The organism is Bacteroides sp. D55t1_190419_B8 (assembly GCF_015558905.1).
Lineage (GTDB): Bacteria > Bacteroidota > Bacteroidia > Bacteroidales > Bacteroidaceae > Bacteroides > Bacteroides vicugnae.
In genome coordinates this window covers 20,074-44,400 of the sequence record NZ_JADMOU010000023.1, presented here as the reverse complement: position 1 = coordinate 44,400, position 24,327 = coordinate 20,074, and the positions used below count along the sequence as shown (strand labels likewise).

Sequence of the window (24,327 nt, the reverse complement as noted above, 5' to 3'; positions counted from 1 at the left end):
GAACTTTCTTTTTCAAAGCTTATAACTCTTTTCTGGGAAAAGCGGTTATTGATAAGGAAGTTATTTGCGAATCAAATATCTAATGAATAAATAACCTCCGAATACTTGCAGGCACATTCCGGGTATTGCAATACGGAAATCCTGAATGGCATTGTAGAAATTACCTATATACATCCACTCTCCCAATGTTCCTACAACTTGATAAGTAAGTACCACGCCAACCAATACCGGAATAGAAATACGTCCGAAACGTTGTGCGGCCCAGCCGGCAGCAATGGCAAGCAACACGGACTTTAATAAAATAGCAGGTAGTACCGCCGGTATCGGCATGCCAAAAAGTAAGGAATTGATAATGGGGGAAAGAACAGCAGTCAGTAGACCGACTTTCCACCCGTACTTATAAGCTCCGATCAGTGTGAAGAAATAGATAGGCAGCCAGGTTATTCCTCCTTGCGGTATGAGATGAAAAAATTGGGGAAAAAGGATGTTTCCAACGATGAATAACGAGGCTGTCAGATAAGTTCTCACATTGCCGTAATTCAGCGAATAGAGTTTTACAGTAGTTGATTCCATATCATTTTATTATTTAAAAGTTCAAATTAATACCACCCATAAACGTAGCTTTGGGCATGGGATAACCTGCATTTATTTCATAACGCTGTGCCAGCAGGTTTTCTCCCTTTATGAATAGGTTAGCGAAACGGCAGATACGATAATTTCCACGAAGATTCCATAAAACAAAATGGTCTTGTTGCTCGCTACCCTTTACAACAGAAGTATAAAGTCCTTTCACATATTGTACTCCTGTCGATACACTCCAACGCCCGGAAGTATAATCCACCCCTGCATACAATTTATGTTCGGGGGCAGCAAGAACGGGATTCTCCATGTGCAACCAGCTATAATTGGCGTTCACATTCCAGTGTGAATTGATATGGTAGCCCATATTCGTTTCAATTCCCCAGTTCTCTATCTCTCCGGAATTGATATTCAATGGAGGCACGAGTCCGTTTGACATAATCAGATTGTCGCCATTAATATAGTAAAGGCTGACTCCGTAGGACAATGCCCCTTCCAGCAGACGTTGTGAGTAGGAAAGTTCATAGTTGATTAGTTTTTCCGGTTTCAATTCTGGGTTGGCAGGAGGAAACATATACATCTCACGAATGGTCGGATTACGGTATCCTTTGCTGACCATTGCTTTAAGTTCTGCATTCTTGGGTAAATGAAAAGCCAGTCCGCCTTGTGGAATCCATTCTGTACCTACGTGTGAATGGTGGTCTACACGAATACCTGCGTCCAGTGAGAACCAATTGCTGATATCCTGACGGAAATCAATGTATCCGGCAAACTCATCCATTTGCTTGTCTACTCCCGGAGTATGTTCACCCGTAGCCAGTACTTTGTTCCATGATTCACCTCCGAAGTGCTGATAATCAAATCCTACGGTTAAACGATTACCGGTAAAGAAAGTAGCACTCTGATACCATGAAACACCCAGCATTTTGTCTTTAGAATTGAAATGTGATTTTTGCGGTTCTTTTCCTATCTGATAGCCATCGTTGATTTTATGCCGTCCCCAGTTATAGAAAAAGCTCAAACCTCCTGAAGTCTTTTCATAACGATTTTCCAAAGCAAATGATGTCATTCCACGGGTGATACGGGAATCGTTGTCGATCAATGGTACTTGGATAGTTCCCGGATTGGAAGCATTAAAATGAGTCACGTTTACATCTCCCCATACTTTCCAAAAAGAGTTGAGCTCATAGCCTAGCTTTGCATATCCACCATATTGCTCAAATCCCATATCGGGACGATGTCCATCTGTACGATTATATGATCCGGTTACGACGCTGCTGAAACGTCCCTTCTTGACACGGTTGGAAAATTCAGTCTGCAACGTGTTATATGAACCGTACCCAACTTGCACATTTGTTTTCACACCTTCTTCCTGTTGCCGACGGGTAACAATATTAATCACACCACCCATGGCATTCGAACCATAAAGTACAGATGCGGGACCTCGCAAAACTTCCACTTTCTCTGCCATCATAGATTGATAAGCGTCTGCTATCGGATGTCCCATCAAGCCCATATACTGTGGATGACCATCAATCAACACCAATAATCCCGCTGTCGGACTACCACCGATACCGCGCAAGCTCATGCCACCTGCAGCCCCGGTAGATACGCCATATCCCATGATGCCACGACTAGTAGTAAATAATCCCGGCACCTGCTCCGTCAATAACGGCAACAGCGAAGACTCATATCTTTTCTCAATCTGTTGCCTGCCGACTACGGAAATCGTCATTGGAAGATGTCGTACATCTGTTTCATTACGTGTTCCGGTAACTACAACTTCATCAATCATATAATTTCTTCCGGCTTGTATGCTATCCTTTTTAGTCTGTGCCATTCCCGAGATGGAAAGCAAGCTACCGAACAGGAATAAACAAGCTGTATTTCTTCTCATACTTTATTGCGTGTTTCAAGTTTCTTCTTTTTACTTTTTATTTCTGATCTTTTCCAGGAAATCGCGGATCAGTGGTAATATTTCTTCTGCTGATTCCGCTTCGCTACACATTGTTTCTACAGGACATCCTCCTGTATGGTTGCGGTTCCAGATAAAAGGTACTTTCTCTGTAAAATCAACTTTTATATCTGATTTCTGAAGTAACTCCAAAGCTTTGGTACTGATAATATCGGTATATAACTCTTTGATACCTCCCAGAATCATCAGGGCGGCAGCTCCCTTTCCGACTACCTTATCAGCAATCGAAGCTCCTTTAAGAAACTCCGGTTCCAGGGTCAGTAAATCATAGATATCGGCCACACCACGTTGAGTGAAAGTACGGATTTCTCCTTTGTTGGCAATAGTACAGGAATATCCTCCTGTATGTAGTAAATTGATTAATTCTTCCATCTTTTCTTTTATAAAGTACCCTGTTTCAATTGTTCTACGAACTGATCTATCCGATGCAGCTCTTTCGGAATATCAATGTTCTGCGGACAGTGTGCCACACACTGGTTACAACCGATGCAATGGCTTGCCTGACGAAGTTTGGGCACGCTACGGTCATATCCGACTAGAAAAGCACGCCGGGCTTTCGCATAATTCTCATCCTGTCCGTTCCTGGGGACATTCCCTTCATTGACACAACGGTTGTAATGCAACAACACAGCAGGTATATCCAACCCATACGGACATGGCATACAATATTTGCAGTCGTTGCAAGGGATGGTAGGATATTTCAGCATTAATTGTGCCGTTTCCTCAAGAAACTCTTTTTCTTCATCTGTCAACGGTTCCAAAGGAGAATAAGTGCGGAGATTATCTTGCAGATGCTCCATATAAGTCATGCCGCTTAATACAGTCAGAATGTCCGGGAATGAACCGGCAAAACGGAAAGCCCAGGAAGCGACACTGTTTTCCGGACGGCGTTGTTTGAGCCGTGCCACCAGATTGTCGTTCAATTTAGACAAACGACCTCCTAAAAGCGGTTCCATGATGATAGATGGAATTCCTCGTTTATGCAATTCTCCATACAGATATTCAGCATCCGTATTCCGGGTATTGGTTTCTTTTGCATGTTTCCAGTCTACATAGTTCAACTGTATCTGCACAAAATCCCATTTGAATTCATCGTGCCGTGAAAGCAGGTAGTCATATACTTCGATATCCCCATGATAGGAGAATCCCAGATTGCGGATACGGCCTGCCTCCCGCTCCTTCACCAGAAAGTCAAGCATTCCGTTATCCAGGTAGCGTCCTTTAAGGGCTTCCATTCCTCCCATTCCGATGCCATGAAGCAGCATATAATCAATGTAATCTACCTGCAGGTCCGCAAATGATTTGTGGTACATCTTGAGCGATGCTTCACGAGACCATGTATCGGGAGAGAAATTGGATAACTTGGTGGCGATATAATATTTGTCACGGGGATGACGGCTCAATGCAATACCCGTTGCCTTTTCGGAAAAGCCCTGTACGTATGCCGGAGATGTATCGAAATAGTTTACTCCGTGAGCGATTGCATAATCAATCAGTCCATTCACGGCATCCTGGTCGATGACTTCACCATTACCGTTGGGAGCAGGTTTGAGAGGCCAACGCATACAACCATATCCCAAGAGTGAAACACGGTCACCGGTAGTCGGAGACGTGCGGTAAGTCATTTTATCGGTAGGCACCTCTCCTTCTCCTGTTGCGCTGCTTGAAGAGGAAGTACCTTTTGAAGAGCATCCGTATAATAGCCCTGTCGACGTGGCTGCACTAATACCTACAATCTTAATGAAATCTCTTCTATTTATATCTTTCTTATTTTTATCTTCCATACTCTTATACTGATTTAGATCAAATAATTCTATGCATCTGATGTCCGGTCACATAAATAGCGCTGAAAGGACGGGACGGACAAAGGTTCTCACACGCCCCACAACCGATACATTTTTCTACATTTACTACCGGAATCTTTGGAGAATCTGTTTTTTCAGGATCGGAAGCTACCATCTGTATGGCACCTGTCGGACAATGGCGGGCACAGTTGCCACATTCCATTCCATCTGTCAAAGGTACACAGTTCTCTTTAATCCATACGGCATGTCCGATCTGAATAGCTGATTTCTCGGCAAGACTGGTGAGATGAATAGCGCCGGCGGGACAAACTTCCGAACATTTAGTACATTCGGGACGGCAATACCCACGTTCGTATGACATTTCCGGTTGCATCAATGTCAATAGGTTGCCTGACGGACGCAATACCTGATTGGGACAAACAGAGACACATAATTGGCAGGCTGTGCAATGTTGAGTGAAATTGCGTGCGCTTAATGCACCGGGAGGATAGATAGGATTTTCTCTTTGGGGAATCTTTTTATCTTCGATAGTAGCCAATCCTCCGTCTACTTTCTTCTCTTGTGCTTTCAGTACAGAAGTTGTTGCAAAAATGGCCGATGCTGAAAGGAAGCTACGACGGGCGTTGTCTACCTGTTCAGTAGTGACAGACTTTGCTTTCGAATCTTCGCTCGTAGCTGTTTCGTTCTTAGGTTTCCGTCTTGTGTATGTAATGGCTCCATGCTTACACTTTCCGATACAATCCATACAAGTCACACAACGGCTATAATCTATTTCATGGGCTTTCGGATTAATACACGATGCTTTGCAATTGCGGGCACACAAACCGCAACTATTGCATTTGGAAGTATCAATTACCGGTTTGAATATCGCATATTTGGATATAAACCCTAATACAGTACCTACGGGGCAGATCGTATTACAATAGGTTCGTCCGTTGCGCCACGCCAGAATGAAAAGAACAACAAGGGTGGCAATGGCAATCAACATCGTCGAAAGACTCTTCATCCATACATCTACCTCATAAAAAGCATAACTATCCATTCGTCCGGCGAAATACGCCAACAGGTTGTTTCCCCATTGCCAGACTGGTGCAAAAAGACTGGAAGCTATCCGGCCATAAGCACTATACGGTGCCAGCAAGATAGCCAAAGAGTTCAATCCTGCAACCATCATGATAATGAATACTCCTAAAACGCCATACCGCAACCATTTCATTGCTGGTGAATAACGGAACCGGTTTTTCTTTTGTTTGCCGGACACCCACGAAACAATGTCCTGAAACACTCCCAACGGACAAATAACAGAGCAGTAGATACGTCCGAACAGGAATGTAAGTACAACTAAAAACAATACGACACCTATGTTCAAGGCTAATAAAGCCGGCAGAAATTGAATTTTCGCCAACCATCCGAACCATGTGTGCAATGTACCCGTGAAGTCGAGGAACAGAAGGGTAATAAGCGTAAAGCACACAATGGCAGTTGTAAGTCTGATAGTACGTAGCATAAATTTATTAATTTTCAAATTATAGTAGTTATATCTCAATATCCGAAACGTTCCGTCCTAATATACGATATTCCATCAGAATTGATTTTTGTACTTTTTATCGCTGCAAATTTAATCAGATAGATTCGGTTATCAAGTATATATATTACCGAATGTTATACCAAAATTACAGATTCGTGATATTTGATTATAACGCTGCCTGTCAATACAGCGAATTGATATTGGCAGGCAGCGTTATAATGATTATCTTATTGTAGAACTATTTTAAAGGAGTAAGTTCCAAATATTCTCTCGACATATGTATCTGACCATATTCTCCCCATCGGTCATAAACGGCAAACTTTTTTGTAGTAAGTTCTTCTATATCCCAATAGTGGTCATCGCCGAAGTATATCGTTTTGGAACTCGGATCATAGAAACTCCATCGTCCGGTGATACTGTTTTCATTCACTTTCCCATCAGTGTCAATACTTATAAACTTTCTTATATACGTGCCGTTTTTCTCCAATTTATATACGGTATAGTGTGTATTGCCTTCATCATCGACTATTTTCTCACTCGCCCATGTATTATCACATATCAAGGATATGGTATCTTCTTCTCCATTAGAATAATATCCCGTTTTCTCAACGCAACTGGATGCAAGAATCAGAGTTACAAAAACGATAAAAATAGATTTCTTCATTAGTGTAGGAAATTAAGGTTCGCGATATGAGCATCTCCATTTGTGTTTATCACTTCAAAATTCCAGTCTACATCATTTCCTTGATTGGCAGACCACTCAAAACTGGGATTGATATGAAAACCTACACCACAAAATAATACACTGGCTAATTCTTTATTACCATTATATCCCACTCTACAAGTGACAAGAAATGCCCACGCGGCATTTTTATAAGATTGGGGATATAATTCTATTACTGTTTCTATGTAATCGCTCGAATTGATATAAAACTGTTCCTTATAATCCGTTATGTTGCATGTTGCTATTAAAGAACGGCTCATACGGTCATCGGATAGTTTTCTCTTCAAGTGGACAGGTGAGTTACCTTTTGTCTGACTGATATAAATTTCACTTTCAGTAATCATAACAATGTAATCTACTCCATGAGAAGATGACAATTGACCGGACAGACTGTTTATCTGACTAATGCTCTGCTTGAAACTGTTAAGATTAACAGGATTTACAGCGTTAAATTCTTCCGCATCTGTATTCGTTAAATAAGAAAGTGCAGTACTTTTTTTGTTTGGGTTGACATAATACTCATGAGTAGTCTTGTTAATATCCACAAAATCATTTAAAACTGCAATATCCTGTTGATAATTCCGGCTGGCTGGTACTGGAAGGGTCAGATTGTTTTGGCAACTCTGTAGGAACAAGGTTATTAACACTACTAATAAAGAATAGATTTGTTTCATAATAAAAGGATTTAGTAAATTTATGTTGAGAAATATTTCTTCACAAAGTTATCATTTTCCTCTGGAAACAAACCGTTTACAGTGTGAATAATACGTAATGAGTTTAGATTTAACTTCCTTTCATTGCAAGATCACTATTTCACCAATTACAGGCATCCATACATCCAGAGAATCTTTATTCTTCATCTCTTCTGCATTTTTGAGAGGTTCATCCCAACGATGTTTGGCCAACGCATATTTGGAATGATGTACGGTCAGGATTCTTTTTGCTTTTAAGTCTCTGGCCGTCTGCGCCATATACTGGGGCATCAAATGGATCAAACTCCATTCTTCGTCGTATTGTCCGTTTTCAAGGATCGCAAGGTCGATGTCCGGAAATCGATTGCCTATTTCTGCGTAATGCGTATCATATCCTCCGTCTCCGCCGATGTATATCTTTTGTGAAGGAGCTTCTAACAGGAAGGAAGCCCAAAGCGACTGGTTGGCAGTAACTCCGCGACCGGAGAAATGACGGGCAGGCAAACAATGTATCATAAAGCCCGGAGCGAGGTTTGCGTCTTCATTCCAGTCAAGTTCTATCAGACGCTCTTTATCAAATCCCCAATATTCGAAATGTTCGCCGACACCCAACGGACAAATCACTGCTCCAATCCGATCTTTCAGTTTTTTGACCGTGTTGTAATCCAAATGATCCCAATGATCGTGACTAATCACCAGATAATCAATGTCCGGCACATCATCCGGTGTATAAAGTTCCGTACCTTTGAATGGCTTGTTAATAAAAGATACGGGAGAAGCCATACAGAATACCGGGTCAACCAATATTCGCTTTCCTCCCGTTTGAATCAGGTAAGATGAATGTCCGAACCATACCAATATTTCTTCATTACGGTCAATCTTCCGTAAATCCGTTTTGATTGCTTTGACAGCCTGTTCGGGGCGCAAACCGTCTATCTTTTTGAAAATGAACTCCCAGATTCCGATAAAACGTCCCCTGTCGGAAGTCATCAATAGGGTTTCATGCTGATTTTTAAATTCTCCGTTTCTGTAATTAGGAGATTTCATGACTCTTTCCAGCCGTTCCCCACGGGGAGTTCTGCCGAAACTGGCTTGATTGATAAAAACAATGACTGACACCGCCAGCAATGCTATTACAGCTAATATACATCCTACAATCATACGTGCTTTGAATTTCTTGAATATGATACGCATATAATTCATCACTAAATTATTTCACGCAGCAAATATACAGGTATTCAGAGAGCTTGTTAGTATATATATTACAGATTGTTATACCATAATTACTGAAAGCAGTTGTCTGTTGGGTGCCAGTCTATTGTGTGAACAAACCTTTTATTATTCAGTTCTTTAGAAATAAATTTTGTAGCTGATGTTCGGAATCAGACCCGCTCCGTCTTTTTCTTCTACTACGCTCGTTCTTTCATTGTATTGATAGAAATGCATTCCGGTACGTATACCCACATTCAGTATCTTCAGAGAAAACTCGTGGGATACTCTTTTCTTATTGATCCGGAAGCTGATGGAAACATCACCGTTTATAGATGGATTGAATCGTTTAGTATATGCTTTGCTCTCGTCAAAGACAATGTCTTTTTCTTCCTGACTTTTTTCTTCATCCACAGGTGTATAGCGTCCTCCTCCCTGAAAGAACAGGCGACCGTTTACACTTAATACATTCTGTTTGAGTCTGCCAACCATCCATTCTTTTCCGGCGAGCAGGTTCACTAAAAAACTTTTATCCAGTCTCGTATTTCGCCAGATACGGTCTCCTCCCCTATATTTCGATTTGAATAATGAAGCTGTAAGCATATAGTAGAAGCCATTCTTCATGTATTGTTCCAGTGTTATATCTATTCCATAGTTTTTGGCTATTCCGGTGTTTGTCAATATGCGGTCTAAATAGAATTCCTCATAATTGATAATCGAAAAGGAAGAGTTTTCCTCAACCGGTATGTGGAACAAGTATTGATAATAGGGTTCTATTTTCAGATGTAGGCTCTGATTGATATTCCAGTCATAAGTAAATCCGAAATGATGCGCCTTTGAGAAGTCCAGGTACCGGTTTGATTCCTTTTTACCATTGATTATCTGTTCAACAAAGTAATAGTCGAGCCTTTCCCGGCGGCTATGCAAGCCGTAAGCTGCTGCTAAAGAATGTGCAGGATTTATTTTCCATTTAAGGGCAACTCTCGGTTCTATCGACCAGTTCTTGTTTAAAGTAAAATATTGTCCGGTAACCCCTAAACTGGTTGTCAGATTGTTGCTCAAGTTTATTACGGAATTACTATATGCCGAGAGGACTGTACTTTCTCCACTGCCTTTCGATATTTGTTCCATAGGTTTGTTTAATCCCAAATAAGGGCTGACTTTGTAATCAAGATCATATTTAAGTTCCGTAATGGTAATCCCTGTTCTGTTGGTATGCCTCGGACTGAATTTCTTATTCAGATATGAATTGAATACTAAATTCCATCTGCTATTCTGAATATCTGCCACATTAATAATAGCGTCGTCGGTATGTAAGTCCGCCAATGAACGGTCTTTGGAATAGGTAGCGGATAGAGAAGAACGGATATAAGTATTTTCATCCAGTACATATTTGTGCGCTAAGCCACCTGCCAGTTTATCCAGTTTATTATATCCCGACGACCGGTCTCCCATCGTTTCCCATTCGGAACGTTCCAAAACATCTGCTTTATTCCTGTCTATCAATCCTAATCCCCAAATCGAAAAGGTTCCGGCTTTACGTGTGGGAAAATTTAGTTTGAAGGCTAAATCCTGATATTTCAGGTTGATGTCATTACCCGATGCCAGTGAAGTAGTAGAAAAGCGATAATTCACCAGATAGGAACTTCCCCGTTTTTTACTGATAGGACCTTCCGAAGCTAAATCTATGCCCATGAGTCCGACCTGAAAGGCATGTTCGTACTTCTGATTATTACCATTGCGCAAATGCATATCGAAAACACCGGATAAGGCATTACTGTATTCCGCTGGGAAAGCTCCATTGTAGAAATCGGAGTTTCCGATAACTTGCGTACTTAAAGCAGACAGGAATCCCCCTCCCAACCCTGCTAAATCGGCAAAATGAGTCGGATTAGGTATTTCAATTCCCTCCAGTCTCCATTGGGTAAATTGCGGAGCATTTCCCCGGATGGCGACCGCATTGGTACCGACATCTCCTGCCACTCCAGCAAATGCAGAACTTAACCGTGCCGGATCATCGAACCCATTGGCAAATCGGGACGCTTCTTCAATACTAATCATACGCCCTCCCGTAATAGCCATCGGGTTGACTGTCCGGTCTTTTTTTATTTCCGGTTTGACAAGCACTTCAGCCAAATCCTGCACATTTTCATCCATAGGGATTTCTACAAATACTTCTTTGGATGATGTGACAGACACTTCGCTAATGATACTTGGGCGATACCCCATAAAAGATGCCTGAATATTATAACGTCCTATCGGGACGTTATTAATCCGGAAATTTCCCCGGTTGTCAGTTGAGCCTCCCAGTGAAGGTTTCTCTGCTATACAGACGGAGGCATATTCTATTGGCGTATTGGTTTTGGAATCAACAACGATTCCTCTTATCGTTTGAGTCAGTTTTTGTGTATCGTCATTGGCAGGCTTTTGCCGGTTATCTTGCAAAGAAATAATAATATGATATCCTTTTATTTTATATACATATCCGGTTTCTTTTAAGAGTTGAGTCATCGCTTTGTCGACAGCTACATTTTTAAGAGATAAAGACTGCTTCTTTTCTAAATCCAGATTCGATTGTTCGTAAGCGATGCTATATCCGGTTTGTGATTCAATTTGGGCAAAGGCCTCTTTTAATGAGATTCTTTTATTTTGTATGGTAATCTTTTTTTCTTTATTCTGTGCGACAGTTGTAAGAGAGAGAAAAGTAAAAAATAAAAAAATGGCGAGCTTAGCTGCCCGTTTATTCGTATTAATTCGATTCATTATTCTATATTTGTATGTTGATACTTCATTTTACGTCACTTGTTGAATGAGGATAGACATTTCAGAACTGGGAAGAGGGTCTCAAGCTGCTTCCCGGTTCTTTTTGTTCATAGGCTGTTTCTTTTTATGGTTGGGTTAATACTATTTTATTTTCATGTTGTTGATAATCAAAGCCGATGATATCTTTCAAGATATTCAGTATTTCATCCAGATCTTCATCTTTCAGAAATTTGACAGTATATCGTTTGGACACAGGGATATTTGCCTCATTATCAATCGTGGTGTTATAGTGTCTTTCGAGGGTTCGGAATATTTCTCCGGCAGTAGCATTGGTAAAGATCAATTTTCCCACCACCCAACTGTTGGTATCATTAGTATCTATCACTGATATATGGATGTCTGACGACTTCTTATCGTATGTAAGCTGTTCATTGGGTTTAAGTATGCGGGGAGGTTGGGACTGGACGCTCACTTCTACCTTGCCGCTCGTCAGTGTAGTCGTTATTTTTTCATCATTAGGATAGGCTTTCACGTTGAATTTGGTTCCAAGAACCTTCACGGAAAGTTGGGAAGTTTCCACGATGAAAGGACTTGCAGTATCTTTTTGGACAGAGAAATAAGCTTCACCGTTAAGAATGACCAAACGTTTATCTTTAGCAAAAGTTTCCGGATATACAATGGTGCTTCCCGCATTCAACCAAACTTCTGAACTGTCCGGCAAGATTAGACGCTTCTGTTCTCCGTAGGCAACGGATACCTCTATCATCTCGTTTTGGGGAGAAAGATAGCAGAACATTCCTCCTGCCAATAAAAGCAATGGAACAACAACAGCAGCAACACGGGCAAACCTCTGATAAGAAGCGATACTCGCCAGATGTTCCTTGTTGTATCCGGTTCTTAAATTTACCCGTTCCAGTGAGGCATAAGTGCTCGAATCGGCTTCTACGTCCAATTCATTCCAATAATCCAATGAAGCTTTTGCTTTCGCCTGTTGGTTTTTATCTTTAATGATCCATTTCTGCACTTTCTCTTCCGTTTCAGATGGAAAGCGGGCGGAAAGGAACATTCTGATGATTTTGGTGATATTACTTTTCTTCATTTTTGCTGCACTTTACTATATATACAGTTTGGTGGCAAAAAGCTCAATAAGAAAATGAATATTTTTTATGAAAAAATAAGTAAAGAAGAAAATAAAGTTACAATAATGATAACAGAAAACATGAAATGACCTTCCGTATCTCTTTCAAAGCGAGGCTTAGCTGGCTTTCAACATTTCTTTTGGTAGTGTTCAGTCGTTCGGCAATCTCGGCATTGGATAATCCTTCATTGCGACTTAATGTATAGATCATTCTCCGTTGTTCGGGCATTCCTCCGACAAGTTTGTCAATCAACATTTCCAATTCCTTGGCAATAAGGTCTTCTTCGGAAGTAGAGCTATATCCTGTTTCTTGATTATGGTTCAGGTAGGCATCGGACACATATTTATGTTTCAGAAAGTTGATTGCTGCATTTCTTGCAATGGTGTGCAAATAAGAATTGAATGATTTAGACATATCAATCGAATGACGGTTGATCCAAAGATTGACAAATAAATCCTCTGTCAGCTCTTCTGCATCAGGCTCCGATTTTATATATCCGTCAATAAATGCTTTGGTTTTGTTGTAGTATGCAATAAAAATAGTCTCAAAGGCCTTGTGATTCCCATCCTGAAAGGCCTCCAACGTTTTTATATCAATATTGTTATTCATACTATTTCCCAACTTTCATTTCATTGGGACAAAAGAAGCAATAATTTATTTTATAAAGATGGTCTTTTTTGAAATATTAATGATATTAGAAAGATTTATTCTATTTTAATGACCGATAGAGAATACCGAATACATTCAGCAGATACCCCAATAAACACAATAACGGGGCAATGCGTATACGTGTTCCACTAAATATATCGGGATTATAGGCGGCAGAGGTACTCCCCTCGCCGCTCATTAATATATATCCTATGATAATCAATATAGAGCCGATAATTAAGATGACGTAATTTCTTTTGCCCAATACTGTTTTTATTTCTTCTTCTCTTATTCTTTTCGATTTCATATTCTTTGAGTTTAGTTGTGATCATTCATTAGTTGAGTAAAGCGCATATATTTCTTTTCAAATTGCTGATTACTTTGTTCATATCTCTTTTTATCCATATTCTTCAGTAATTCATTGCACTGATTCCATTGCCAGAACCTATACAAACAATCCCGTTGAACCATCCCTATCCGGTTATCTCCCAATGAGAAAGCCCAGTCGATATAATTTTCCAATTCTGCTATCAGATGATTCAATAGATCGGTCGCTCTCTGCGTTTCTCCTATGGAAGCATAAGCGGTGGCTATATCATACGAACCACTCTCGAATACTTCGGGAACATTATATGCCGGAATAGCTTGCCTAGCATATTCCAATACTTTTCTGGCACGGATGTCGTCTCCTTGTTTCACCAGTTCTTTAGCCAATTGTGCAAAAAGCCTTCGATGAGAATAACAGATGCGCAGGGTTGTTTCGTCCAGATAAAGTCCGGGAGTATCCAATCCTCCGTATTTATATCTGTTCATCACATTCTCGTAGAGTTTCTCCGTATCTATGGCATATCCATTGCCTTCTTCTACGTCTCCCCATTCTTTATAGTTGAAAGGAGTAAACCGGAATGCTAACCCTTCCTGAACAAAGTAGTCATCAAACTTCAGTTTACTGGAGTTGCCTACCGAGATAGCCATGTACAGGGGACGTTCCCAGTTACAGTTAGCCAAGATCTCGAGCATGAGTAAGTCTACTTTAGTCAGCAGACGTATATCTTTTAGAGAAATAGACAGTTTATCCGGTATTGCATCTCTTAGTTCTTCCCCTTTTAAATGACGAATGGCTTCAGGCAACATCATTCCCGAGCGGAGTACTGCATCCTTATCGATATGGATATTTATTGTATCGGTAGGTATCACATGGAATTCCTGTTTCTCCGCAAACACCCAATATTTCAGGATATTCTTTATTTCATACGGATCATCTCCAAAACTATCACGGGCTTCTTCGGGATGTTTCTGATACAATGCTTCTATCTGTTTCTTCAATTCCGGACGAACAGCCACATATTCGTTCTTCCCTTCCTGGTATTGATTTTGATCCCAACTGATCGGTAGTCCGGGAGCATCGTATAGAGGACATTGTTGCTGATAAATGTACCAGTCGGTCTGCGCATAACTTAAATTGCAGATACGTACATCTCTGCGTACTTCTTCCGTATCCTGATTATACCACAAGGGGAACGTATCATTATCCCCGTTACAGAATATAATTGGATTTCCTTTGTCGGGAAGTGTCATCAGATAGTTAGCTCCAAAGTCACGACAGGTATACCGGTTGCTTCGATCGTGGTCATTCCATGTTTGACTTGCCATTTGTATGGGGACAAACAGGCAAAGCAGCATGAGTAAGTTGACCGGGAGGATTTTTGCCTGTTTTCTGCGAAACATGTCACAGCATCCGGCGGCTCCCATTCCAATCCAGATAGCGAACGCATAAAACGAACCTGCATACGCATAATCCCGTTCACGAGGTTGTCCGGGAGTCTGATTCAGATAGAGCACAATAGCCAATCCCGTCATGAAGAAAAGGAAAAATAAGACACTGAATTGCTGCTTGCCTTTTTTCCCGCGTGTCCATTGCCAATAGATACCGAGTAATCCTAATAATAATGGTAAGCCATAGAACACATTGTGACCTTTGTTCTCACGCAAAGATTCCGGCAAAAGTTTTTGATCCCCCAGCCGCAGATTATCGAGCCAGGAAATTCCTGTAATCCAGTTACCATGTTCCGGTTCACCGCTTCCTTGAATATCATTCTGTCGTCCGACAAAATTCCATAGAAAATAGCGCCAGTACATGTAGTTGAGTTGGTATGTGATAAAATAAGTCAGGTTCTCTTTTTGTGTGGGAGCCTCATTTGCACCTCCTCCGGACCATCCTTTGTAAGAAGCGGCCGAACGATCATTCCACATTCGTGGAAACAACATATTTTGAGTGTAGCACACGTCTTCTTTATAGCGGATAATTTTATACTTGCCTTCCTTCTTATCCGGCCGATAGATGGCAGTCCCTTTTTCGGTCTTTACCTTGTAATAGTCTCCTTCGGGCACATACTCCGGTTCGGATGCATAGGTTCTCCCATAAAGTAAAGGAGCACTTTCATACTGTTCGCGATTCAGGTAGCTTTTGAGCGTGAAAATATTATCCGGTGCATTCTCGTTGAGTGGCGTATTAGCATTGGCACGAATGAGTATGACCGCATAAGTGGTATATCCTATGGTGAGCATGAGTAAACACCACAAACCGGTATTCACAATGCGTTTTCTAAACCGATAAATGGCTCCTATCAGTAAAAACAGGACCAAACCCAGAAAGACGATCAATCCTGACTGGAAGGGTAATCCCATCACATTGACAAAGAATAATTCGAACCATCCTCCTACATCAGCCATTCCGGGTATATAAATAAAAAGAATCAATACAATAAGAATACCGGATAATGCAATGGCCCCAATAACTCCCTTGAGTGATAGAGTCTGATATTTTTGGTAATAGAACACTAATACAATGGCAGGAATACAAAGCAGATTAAGCAAATGCACTCCGATTGAAAGACCTATAATATAGGCTATCAGGATAATCCAGCGGTCACCGGACACAGAATCTGCTTCATCCTGCCAGCGAAGAATCATCCAAAATACCAAGGCTGTAAGGAAAGAAGAGAAAGCATATACCTCCCCCTCTACCGCACTAAACCAGAATGTATCACTGAAAGTATAAGCTAAAGCTCCCACAAAACCTGCTCCCAGAATGATAATAACATCCATGACAGATAATTTCCGTTCATCGCCCACAAGCAAGGCTCTCACTAATCGGGTAATGCTCCAGAAAAGAAACAAGATACAACCGGCACTCAATAGTGCATTTAAAAAGTTAACCATTCCCGATACTTGCGAAGCATCGGAAGCAAACTGGGTAAACAGGTTTCCGACAAGCATATAGAAAGGTGCTCCCGGTGGATGCCCTATCTGTAATTTTTCAGCACAAGAAATAAATTCGGGACAATCCCAAAAACTTGCGGTTGGTTCGATGGTCATTCCATACACAAACGCTGCTATCAGAAAGACCAGCCACCCACCGAAATCATTCCATCTTTTAAATAATAAGTTGCTCATTGTTCTGTACTTTTTTGTTTGCAAAGTTACAGGACATACTGCTAAAACAGGTATTTTTTACCGGACGGTTACGGACGGGAGTTAACGATAAGATATTGATAATCAACAATAACAAAGATGAAAGAATAGACGAAAACAGACAGAAGATAAATCAGGTACAAATAAAGCAATGGCATAGGATAGTAAATGGCATGAGAATGCCAAGGTGTCACATATAGATTCATTAGGATATTAGGAAAAACAAGTGTCACTCTTGCTTTTTACTATTTAATTTCGTATCTTTAGTGATTTCAATCTTTTTGAAGACAGATAATCATATTACAGAATGACAAATATCACCTTATAAAGTGACATTTGTCACCCTATAGGATGACCATCGTCCCGTTATAACGGGACAACTACCCGACTGCATAAAAGATGACTAATTTCTGTACTAAAAACCATTAATCTCTGCAACGAAAATCCTTAAATGTAGTAAGGAGATAATGAATCATTACCAGATAATAATTAATTGCTGTACTAAAATGAAGGAGCCCCCAATGATTTCACAATATCTTCCAGTGACTCTTTAGAATTTGCCAACATCAGTTTCTCCGTTTTTATTCTGGAGATTCTCCGGGTCAGCGTTTCTGTAGTCAGTTTCATTAAATCAGAAAAGCAAGCAGGTTGGACTCCCTCCCGCAGAAAAGCACATACCCTTAAATCCTCTTCCGTGAGCTTCGGACCTATTTCTTTTAATTTAGATACAAGTCCATAAACATTTTCCTGAAGTCGCAATAACTCTGTCCAGTCTTTCTCGGAGAAAGAAGGGATCTTAGAAGACAAAACATTCCGTTCTTTAAACTGTCGTACTTTTGAGATAACGGGAGAACTTTCATAGATATGTAGTTGAAGAGACTGATACTTCTCTTCAAGGTGGTTACATTGCAACATCAGCTTATCCGATTCAACATCTTTCTTCAGTATTTCTTCTTTGAAAAGATCCAGTTGGGAAAGTACGTGCCGGTTTTTCTTCCAGAGTAGTCCAAGCAATAAAGACATCACACCAAACATTCCTAAAGCAGAAGAAAGAATCACTGAGGAATCGTTTTTACCGTCATTCAACATCAACTGACTGGCGTATGCCTTTCTTTCCATTTCCAGTGCTTCATCAAAGTTACCGTATTTCTGATAATAAAGACTACATCGTTTGCAGATTTTTGCCAGATGATCGTATTCCTCGGTTTCTTTGGCAAGTTGGATTGCCTCCTTAAAGTGGATTTCTGCCTCCTCTTGCTGTTCCAGATCACTTTCTACACAGGCAAGATAATAATATGCTTTTGATTTTTGATATTCATTGCCATTCTTCTCATAATAAGATGCCGCCTGCCTGATCTGCTTATCAGAAGAATGAGGAATACTTTTGTCCTCGTTGAGTTGGGTACACAATAAATTATATTCTGCCAGTTGAGCTTCATTCATTTGACTTGTCTGAATAGTCTCAAGAATAATAGATGCCGTATCCGGGTCCTGCGCCATGAGCTGTGCGGCTTTGTCTAACCCTTGCTTCACACTCGTTCCTTCCGGATGGCATGCAGCCAATGAAAGGAGCATCATATACAATAAAATTCGAAGGTTATTCATAACTCTATTTCTGTCTTTACAAAGGATTGATTGGATTTGCAAATATAAAAAATAATCGGTATTTATCCTTCCCTAAGTCATACAAAAAGTATAGTGACGCTATCCGCTCCTTATAGCTACGCTATCCGGGTGTGATAGTGACACTATTTGGCAAGGATAGCGTCACTATGTTTTTTTGACAAATATCAAGCCATTGTGCACTGCTAATTAAGAAGATAAGCCGTATCTTTGTAGCAAACAAAAAAATTATATATCATGATTAAAAACATTGTATTTGATTTTGGAGGGGTGATTGTAGATATTGACCGCGACAAAGCTGTTCAGGCATTTATCAAACTGGGACTGGCAGATGCCGACACTCGTCTGGATAAATATCACCAGACCGGCATCTTTCAAGAACTGGAAGAAGGTAAGCTAAGTGCGGATGAGTTTCGGAAACAACTGGGGGATTTATGTGGCCGTCCATTGACGATGGAGGAAACTAAACAGGCATGGCTGGGCTTTTTCAATGAAGTGAATCTAAATAAACTCGATTATATATTGGAATTGAGAAAATCATATCATGTGTATATTTTAAGTAATACCAATCCTTTCGTTATGTCATGGGCATGCAGCCCTGATTTCTCGTTGAGGAAAAAGCCGTTGAATGATTACTGTGACAAACTATATCTGTCTTATCAGGTCGGTCATACAAAACCTGCACCGGAAATATTCGATTATATGGTGAACGATTGCAATATCATTCCTTCTGAAACTTTATTTGTGGATGACGGCGCCTCGAATATCCAAATCGGCAAAGAACTGGGATTTGAAACTTTCCAGCCGAAAAATGGTGAAGATTGGCGGGAGAAAATGACTGCTATTTTAGAGAAATAACCTTATTGGTTAAAACAAAACATTCGGTTATTCTCTTTATATTTGTCGGAAATACAAGTTATATGCAACCACAAGTTATACTTATAACCGGAGCATCTTCCGGATTTGGAAAGATTACCGCTCAAATGTTATCAGAACAAGGGCACATTGTTTATGGAACAAGTCGGAAACTTTCCGAAGACATGAATGAGGTGAAAATGCTGGTTGTCGATGTTACCAATTCACTTTCTATCCGCCAAGCTGTTGATAGGATTCTATCGGAACAGGGACGGATTGACGTACTGATTAATAATGCCGGGATGGGTATTGGCGGTGCATTAGAACTTGCTACGGAAGAGGAAGTAAACATACAGATGAATACCAATTTCTTTGGTGTAGTGAATATGTGCCGGGAGGTATTGCCTGTCATGCGTAAAAACCGAAAAGGGAAAATCATCAATATCAGCTCTATTGGTGGTGTAATGGGCATCCCTTATCAGGGATTTTATTCTGCTTCCAAATTTGCGGTGGAAGGATATAGCGAAGCATTGGCTTTAGAGGTTCATCCGTTCAATATAAAGGTTTGCGTGGTAGAACCGGGAGACTTCAACACCGGATTTACTGATAACCGGAATATTTCCGAACAGACAAGACTGGATGCCGATTATGGAGAAAGCTTCCGGAAATCATTGGAGATCATAGAAAAAGAGGAACGTAATGGATGCCATCCATGGAAGTTGGCTGCTGCAATCTGTAAAATAGTGGAGCGTACAAATCCTCCTTTCCGAACGAAAGTAGGTCCCTGGATACAGGTGTTGTTTGCAAAGAGTAAAAAGTGGTTGCCTGATGCGGTGATGCAGTATGCTCTGCGGATATTTTACGCAATTAAGTAAATGTGATATAATGCAAAAAGTCTTTCATAGCCATTAAAGCTAGAAAGACTTTTTTGATTTGAATATCTTCTATGTGTTCCGGATCAATTCTTCGGAACTAATTCTAAAAACATGGTAGTAGTCAGCAGCACAGCCAGTCCGACGCAAACGCTTATCAATAGCCAATTGATATATTTGGCTTTCGGCTTGGTGTCGGCATGCAGATTGTTCAGGAAATATTCTCTGAAGAAAAGATACAATCCGGGAATTGTGGCACTTGCCAACAGGAAATCTTCCGGAATCTGGAAGAAATAAGTTTTGGATAATCCGATCAATGACCAGTGGCAAAGGAACAATACCAGAAACATATTGACTTTTTGCGCAAACAGCAGTAATAATCCGATGGTAAACACAACTACCGAACAAGGCATTACCGGAGAAGTCATTTCCGGGAACGAGAGTCCGCGTGCCAGTGAAACCAGAGGATATATAAAAGGCATTGCCAACAGGACGTAAGACAATAGATCATATTTGTGGGTACGTTCGAAGGTCGTATATCCCGTGATTGCATCCCATACCCAAATGACAGCCATAACGCCCCAGAACATTGCCATCACCCCATTATAACTGCGCTCTTCACAATAGATATAATAGTAGACCACAGAAATCCATGTATAAAGACCTATCATATAGAACTTCATCGCCATTTTCACCCACGGGCGTGGTTTACCGATAAGCAATCCGGTCAATGCAATACCAATCAGGATAATAACTATCTGTAAAAGCCAGGTAGCTGAATTATAATATGCAATTGTTCTCCAAAAAATCTCCATAAAAGTAGTTTTTAATGTCTTGTTAATGAAAAGGCCCTATGTGGGAACAGGAACATCGGGAAAGTAGCTCCTACTGCCAACATGAAAATCACTGTACTTGCTATCAGAGTGTTAGAGAAGAACATTGACATGAACTTGTCCAGCTTATCCGGATCATTCACATTCTGCAGGCACATGATGAGTGAAAATACCATGTTGTAGGCAAACTTACCCGGAATCATGGGAAGCAATGCCGGAATGTAAAGTACTGTCATCGGGCAATATACTTTTTTCCCCAGCCACAAACTGCCGAAGCCGATAACTAATCCGGCAAACAAAGAACCTGTGGCAATATCCACACCTAAATAAGTCATTAAGCAAAAACGACAAGCGTGCCCCAATGCTGCCAGTATAGCAATCATCTTGAATGCACGCAAAGGAGGATCGGAAATCGCACCAAATCCTATACCTGCTACTGCTGCAAAAAATCCATCAGTAAGAATGTCAAGTGCTATCATATCAAATTAAACTGTTTTTTACCATTAATAATGTGAAGGAAAGTCCGATAGCGATGCTGACAATTAACAAAGAAGCTTCTGTCAGACGGGCAAATCCTGTTAACACGTATCCTTCTACTACATCAATCACGCCATTAATCAAAGGAACACCGGGCACAAGATAAAGTACGCTGGTTGCCATTGCGATCTCCGAGGTTGTATCGAAAATCAGCGCGGTGGAAGCACACAGGGAAGCAACAAAAGCCGAGACAATAAATACGACGTAATGGTTGATCTTCTTCATCTGCATTTGTTGTTTCAGGTAGAATCCTGTAATAGTAGCAGAAAATACAATTCCCATGGAAATTAAATTACCACCAAACAATTTACAGAAAGACGCATTGGCAAATCCTACTAATAATAAAACGAAAAGAGGGTGTATCCGCGGAGCAGAAATAATCTTTTTATATCTATCTTTCAATTCCTCCAATGACAAATGATGGTCTACTGCTTCCCAGCTCAAGGCACTTAACTCTGAATTATGCTCAAAACTGATCGGGTGTGCAGGAATGTCTATAACCTCATTACAAGCCTCGTTTGTGTCTTTGTCTATAATAGTCAGAATGATATTTCTATGAAATACGCTTAATTTTACATCTAACCCGAAAGCCTCTCCGATACGCTTTGTATTGCGTACTACTCGCGAGGTGTGTACTCCGGCTCCCATTAAATGGGCTGAATATTCTGCAATAAATTTACCTATGGATAATAAAGATTCGCCTGTCTTCATGAATATGATATTTTTTAATCGGGCGCAAAAGTACAAAAAAAATAGATACCTTTGCCGCGATTAAAAATAAAAAATGCATGAATAACCAATTTACGCATCCCAAAGAGAGAATACGTTTTGCCATATTGACTTTTTTCTTTGCTCAAGGACTTTGTATGGCAAGTTGGGCTAGCCGGATTCCTGATTTCAAAGATGTTTTTGCTGCAAATTATGCCTTTTATTGGGGATTGATCTTGTTTATGATTCCTGTAGGAAAATTTGTGGCGATACCTTTGGCGGGCTATCTTGTTTCGAAGTTGGGAAGCCGGAGTATGGTACAGGTCAGTATTCTGGGATATGCTTCTTCCTTGCTTTGCATCGGACTGGCTCATGAAGTCTATCTGCTGGGCTTTTTACTATTTTGCTTCGGTGTGTTTTGGAATTTGTGCGATATATCATTCAATACACAAGGGATTGAAGTGGAACGCCTGTATGGTAAAACCATTATGGCAACTTTTCATGGAGGATGGAGCTTAGGAGCATGTGCCGGGGCACTTATCGGTTTTGTGATGATTCTGGCAGGAGTCTCCCCTATCTGGCACTATACACTTATATTCATTGTCATCTTTATAATAGTGCTTTCCGGACGAAACTATTTGCAGGAGAGCGCACCGCAGCAAGTGGAGGTTTTTGAAACGAAGGAAAGAAGTATGGCCAAAGCCCCCAATGGCTTCCGGTTATTGTTTCAAAAACCGGAAATGTTGCTTTTGCAGCTAGGACTTGTCGGGCTGTTTGCACTGATTGTAGAAAGTGCGATGTTTGATTGGAGTGCCGTTTATTTCGAATCAGTAGTTCACGTACCTAAATCGTTGCAGATCGGTTTTCTTGTGTTCATGATTATGATGGCAACAGGGCGTTTTTTGACTAACTACGCTTATCAGCTTTGGGGAAAGAAGAAAGTCTTGCAACTGGCGGGTAGCTTTATTTGTATCGGCTTTTTTATCTCTGCCTTGTTAGGAGGTGTTTTTGAATCTATGGTTATGAAAGTCATCATCAATTCATTGGGTTTTATGCTGGTCGGTTTGGGAATATCTTGCATTGTACCTACTTTGTATAGCTTCGTAGGAGCCAAATCGAAAACACCGGTCAGCATTGCACTTACCATTCTGTCAAGTATCAGTTTTATAGGTTCGCTGATTGCTCCTCTCCTTATCGGTGCCATTTCACAAGCATTCGATATTCGTATTGCTTATATGATTATTGGCATATTGGGTGGATGCATTGTATTAATTGTCAGCTTCAGCAGCGCTTTCGATATTCAGGAATCCACAGGAAAGCCTGAACAGGATAAATAAAAAACACAGTCTTTCACAGTGTTTAAAATTAAACTTCCTGTGAAAGACTGCGTCAATCTTTTAATGCCTTAACTAACCTAACACTTTATCTAACTATCTAACCTATCTACAAAATACCCGAAAAATCTTTTATACTACTAATAATCCTATCTTTTAATTCGTTATTTTCAACTATTGAGAAGTCGCAGACTACATTTGCCGGAGCCAATAACACGGCTTTAGCTTCTTCTGCATCTGCCATCTCTTCCGGGTGCTCTCTGAAATAAGTTTCCCATTGGGAAGCTGATTGTGGAGTTACACCCAGCACATAGTTGATAAAATCATCATCCGTCAAAAAATCTTTTACCTTTGAGCACATATCGCATCCTTTTTAAGCGTTTACATAAATAGGACGACGTTATCCTGTATATGTACTCAACCAGTTTATCTTTTTACTAAAATTAACTTGCCAGAGTACGCAACTTTGTCAGTCCGCGATGCATCAAGTTGCGTACAGACTGATAATTCATATTCATAATCTCACAAATATCCTCGTATTTCTTTTCTTCTATATAATATAAGGTAAGCGCTTCACGCTGGCGGGGAGATAATTGATCCAGCAGACGTCTAACCAATGAAAATTCATTCTTGCGCTGTTCTTCTTCCATATAATCATCTTCTACATCTGTAGGAGTAGCCACGCTAACTTCCTCTACTGCCGTATCAGACATATACATACGTTTGCGAAGTTCATCACAAAGTTTATTCTTTAATGAGATGAATAAGTATGATCTCAAATTATCAATGATGCCTAATTCATCTTTCTTTGTATAGAGTTTCACGAAAATGTCATGAATACAATCTTTCAGCAACTCTTTATCAGTGGTCAACTTCAATCCGTAATTAAAAAGGACATTGATGTGCAAATTATACAGCTGTGAAAAAGCTGCCATGTTTCCCGCTTGAAAAGAAGCGAGTAAAGTTTCGGTTGAATGATTAGTCTGTTCCATCATAGCATTAATTCGATTGATTTGATGTTGCAAAACT

22 protein-coding genes are annotated in these 24,327 nt (G+C 40.5%); 3 read left to right on the top strand and 19 right to left on the bottom strand.

Annotation, left to right across the window (positions count from 1 at the left end; genetic code table 11):
- Window positions 1-60: 60 nt before the first annotated feature.
- The 14 genes from I2I13_RS17535 to I2I13_RS17470 all read right to left on the bottom strand — a co-directional run bounded on the left by I2I13_RS17535 (window position 61) and on the right by I2I13_RS17470 (window position 18,141).
- Complete coding sequence (locus I2I13_RS17535) at window positions 61-573, bottom strand: ECF transporter S component (protein ID WP_195650122.1); 513 nt, start codon at window positions 571-573, stop codon at window positions 61-63.
- A gap of 13 nt (window positions 574-586) precedes the next feature.
- Entirely contained in the window at window positions 587-2,476 is a 1,890-nt protein-coding gene (locus tag I2I13_RS17530; RefSeq protein ID WP_167511857.1) for a TonB-dependent receptor, read from the bottom strand.
- 30 nt (window positions 2,477-2,506) lie between these two features.
- Window positions 2,507-2,926 carry a DUF1893 domain-containing protein gene (locus tag I2I13_RS17525; protein WP_148366713.1) on the bottom strand — a complete coding sequence of 140 codons (420 nt, stop codon included), beginning with the start codon at window positions 2,924-2,926 and terminating at the stop codon, window positions 2,507-2,509.
- 8 nt (window positions 2,927-2,934) lie between these two features.
- Window positions 2,935-4,338 carry an aldo/keto reductase gene (locus I2I13_RS17520; protein ID WP_195650121.1) on the bottom strand — a complete coding sequence of 468 codons (1,404 nt, stop codon included), beginning with the start codon at window positions 4,336-4,338 and terminating at the stop codon, window positions 2,935-2,937.
- A gap of 19 nt (window positions 4,339-4,357) precedes the next feature.
- The gene (locus I2I13_RS17515) at window positions 4,358-5,866 is read right to left on the bottom strand and encodes a 4Fe-4S binding protein (RefSeq protein ID WP_195650120.1); all 1,509 of its coding nucleotides are present in this window, start codon (window positions 5,864-5,866) and stop codon (window positions 4,358-4,360) included.
- A 259-nt stretch (window positions 5,867-6,125) separates the two neighbouring features.
- Window positions 6,126-6,551 (bottom strand): hypothetical protein, encoded by a 426-nt coding sequence (locus tag I2I13_RS17510; RefSeq protein WP_099147469.1) that lies wholly within the window; start codon window positions 6,549-6,551, stop codon window positions 6,126-6,128.
- Window positions 6,551-7,285, bottom strand: a complete 735-nt coding sequence (locus tag I2I13_RS17505; RefSeq protein WP_148366715.1) for a hypothetical protein — start codon at window positions 7,283-7,285, stop codon at window positions 6,551-6,553. Before I2I13_RS17505 ends, I2I13_RS17510 begins: the two co-directional genes overlap by 1 nt.
- 120 nt (window positions 7,286-7,405) lie before the next feature.
- The gene (locus I2I13_RS17500; RefSeq protein WP_195650119.1) at window positions 7,406-8,506 is read right to left on the bottom strand and encodes an MBL fold metallo-hydrolase; all 1,101 of its coding nucleotides are present in this window, start codon (window positions 8,504-8,506) and stop codon (window positions 7,406-7,408) included.
- Between the two features lie 147 nt (window positions 8,507-8,653).
- Window positions 8,654-11,275 carry a carboxypeptidase-like regulatory domain-containing protein gene (locus tag I2I13_RS17495; RefSeq protein ID WP_195650118.1) on the bottom strand — a complete coding sequence of 874 codons (2,622 nt, stop codon included), beginning with the start codon at window positions 11,273-11,275 and terminating at the stop codon, window positions 8,654-8,656.
- A 124-nt stretch (window positions 11,276-11,399) separates the two neighbouring features.
- Entirely contained in the window at window positions 11,400-12,374 is a 975-nt protein-coding gene (locus tag I2I13_RS17490) for a FecR family protein (protein ID WP_074559033.1), read from the bottom strand.
- A 97-nt stretch (window positions 12,375-12,471) separates the two neighbouring features.
- A complete protein-coding gene (locus tag I2I13_RS17485) occupies window positions 12,472-13,023 on the bottom strand; it encodes an RNA polymerase sigma-70 factor (RefSeq protein WP_074559032.1) in 552 nt (183 codons plus the stop codon).
- Between the two features lie 100 nt (window positions 13,024-13,123).
- Window positions 13,124-13,369, bottom strand: a complete 246-nt coding sequence (locus I2I13_RS17480) for a DUF3098 domain-containing protein (protein WP_074559031.1) — start codon at window positions 13,367-13,369, stop codon at window positions 13,124-13,126.
- 11 nt (window positions 13,370-13,380) lie between these two features.
- A complete protein-coding gene (locus tag I2I13_RS17475) occupies window positions 13,381-16,518 on the bottom strand; it encodes a DUF2723 domain-containing protein (protein WP_195650117.1) in 3,138 nt (1,045 codons plus the stop codon).
- Between the two features lie 519 nt (window positions 16,519-17,037).
- Window positions 17,038-18,141 carry a tetratricopeptide repeat protein gene (locus I2I13_RS17470; RefSeq protein ID WP_195650116.1) on the bottom strand — a complete coding sequence of 368 codons (1,104 nt, stop codon included), beginning with the start codon at window positions 18,139-18,141 and terminating at the stop codon, window positions 17,038-17,040.
- A 255-nt stretch (window positions 18,142-18,396) separates the two neighbouring features.
- Between I2I13_RS17470 and I2I13_RS17465 the strand changes: the two genes are divergently transcribed.
- Window positions 18,397-19,017: an HAD family phosphatase gene (locus tag I2I13_RS17465; protein WP_195650115.1), complete on the top strand. Its 621-nt coding sequence runs from the start codon at window positions 18,397-18,399 to the stop codon at window positions 19,015-19,017.
- A 62-nt stretch (window positions 19,018-19,079) separates the two neighbouring features.
- A complete protein-coding gene (locus tag I2I13_RS17460; RefSeq protein ID WP_195650114.1) occupies window positions 19,080-19,889 on the top strand; it encodes an SDR family oxidoreductase in 810 nt (269 codons plus the stop codon).
- An 83-nt stretch (window positions 19,890-19,972) separates the two neighbouring features.
- Here the strand turns inward: I2I13_RS17460 and I2I13_RS17455 are convergent, their stop codons facing one another.
- Genes I2I13_RS17455 through I2I13_RS17445 form a run of 3 tightly spaced genes read right to left on the bottom strand, consistent with a single transcriptional unit; the run spans window position 19,973 to window position 21,967 of the window.
- The gene (locus I2I13_RS17455; protein ID WP_148366723.1) at window positions 19,973-20,701 is read right to left on the bottom strand and encodes a DUF6064 family protein; all 729 of its coding nucleotides are present in this window, start codon (window positions 20,699-20,701) and stop codon (window positions 19,973-19,975) included.
- Window positions 20,702-20,712: 11 nt separating this feature from the next.
- Entirely contained in the window at window positions 20,713-21,198 is a 486-nt protein-coding gene (locus tag I2I13_RS17450) for a threonine/serine exporter family protein (RefSeq protein WP_004318282.1), read from the bottom strand.
- 1 nt (window position 21,199) lies between these two features.
- On the bottom strand, window positions 21,200-21,967 hold the full coding sequence (locus I2I13_RS17445) for a threonine/serine exporter family protein (RefSeq protein WP_195650113.1): 768 nt from the start codon (window positions 21,965-21,967) through the stop codon (window positions 21,200-21,202).
- A gap of 77 nt (window positions 21,968-22,044) precedes the next feature.
- Between I2I13_RS17445 and I2I13_RS17440 the strand changes: the two genes are divergently transcribed.
- Entirely contained in the window at window positions 22,045-23,301 is a 1,257-nt protein-coding gene (locus tag I2I13_RS17440) for an MFS transporter (RefSeq protein ID WP_195650112.1), read from the top strand.
- A 106-nt stretch (window positions 23,302-23,407) separates the two neighbouring features.
- Here I2I13_RS17440 and I2I13_RS17435 read toward each other — a convergent pair whose 3' ends face one another.
- Complete coding sequence (locus tag I2I13_RS17435; RefSeq protein WP_148366726.1) at window positions 23,408-23,659, bottom strand: hypothetical protein; 252 nt, start codon at window positions 23,657-23,659, stop codon at window positions 23,408-23,410.
- 82 nt (window positions 23,660-23,741) lie between these two features.
- On the bottom strand, window positions 23,742-24,293 hold the full coding sequence (locus tag I2I13_RS17430) for an RNA polymerase sigma factor (RefSeq protein ID WP_195650111.1): 552 nt from the start codon (window positions 24,291-24,293) through the stop codon (window positions 23,742-23,744).
- Window positions 24,294-24,327 lie beyond the last annotated feature (34 nt).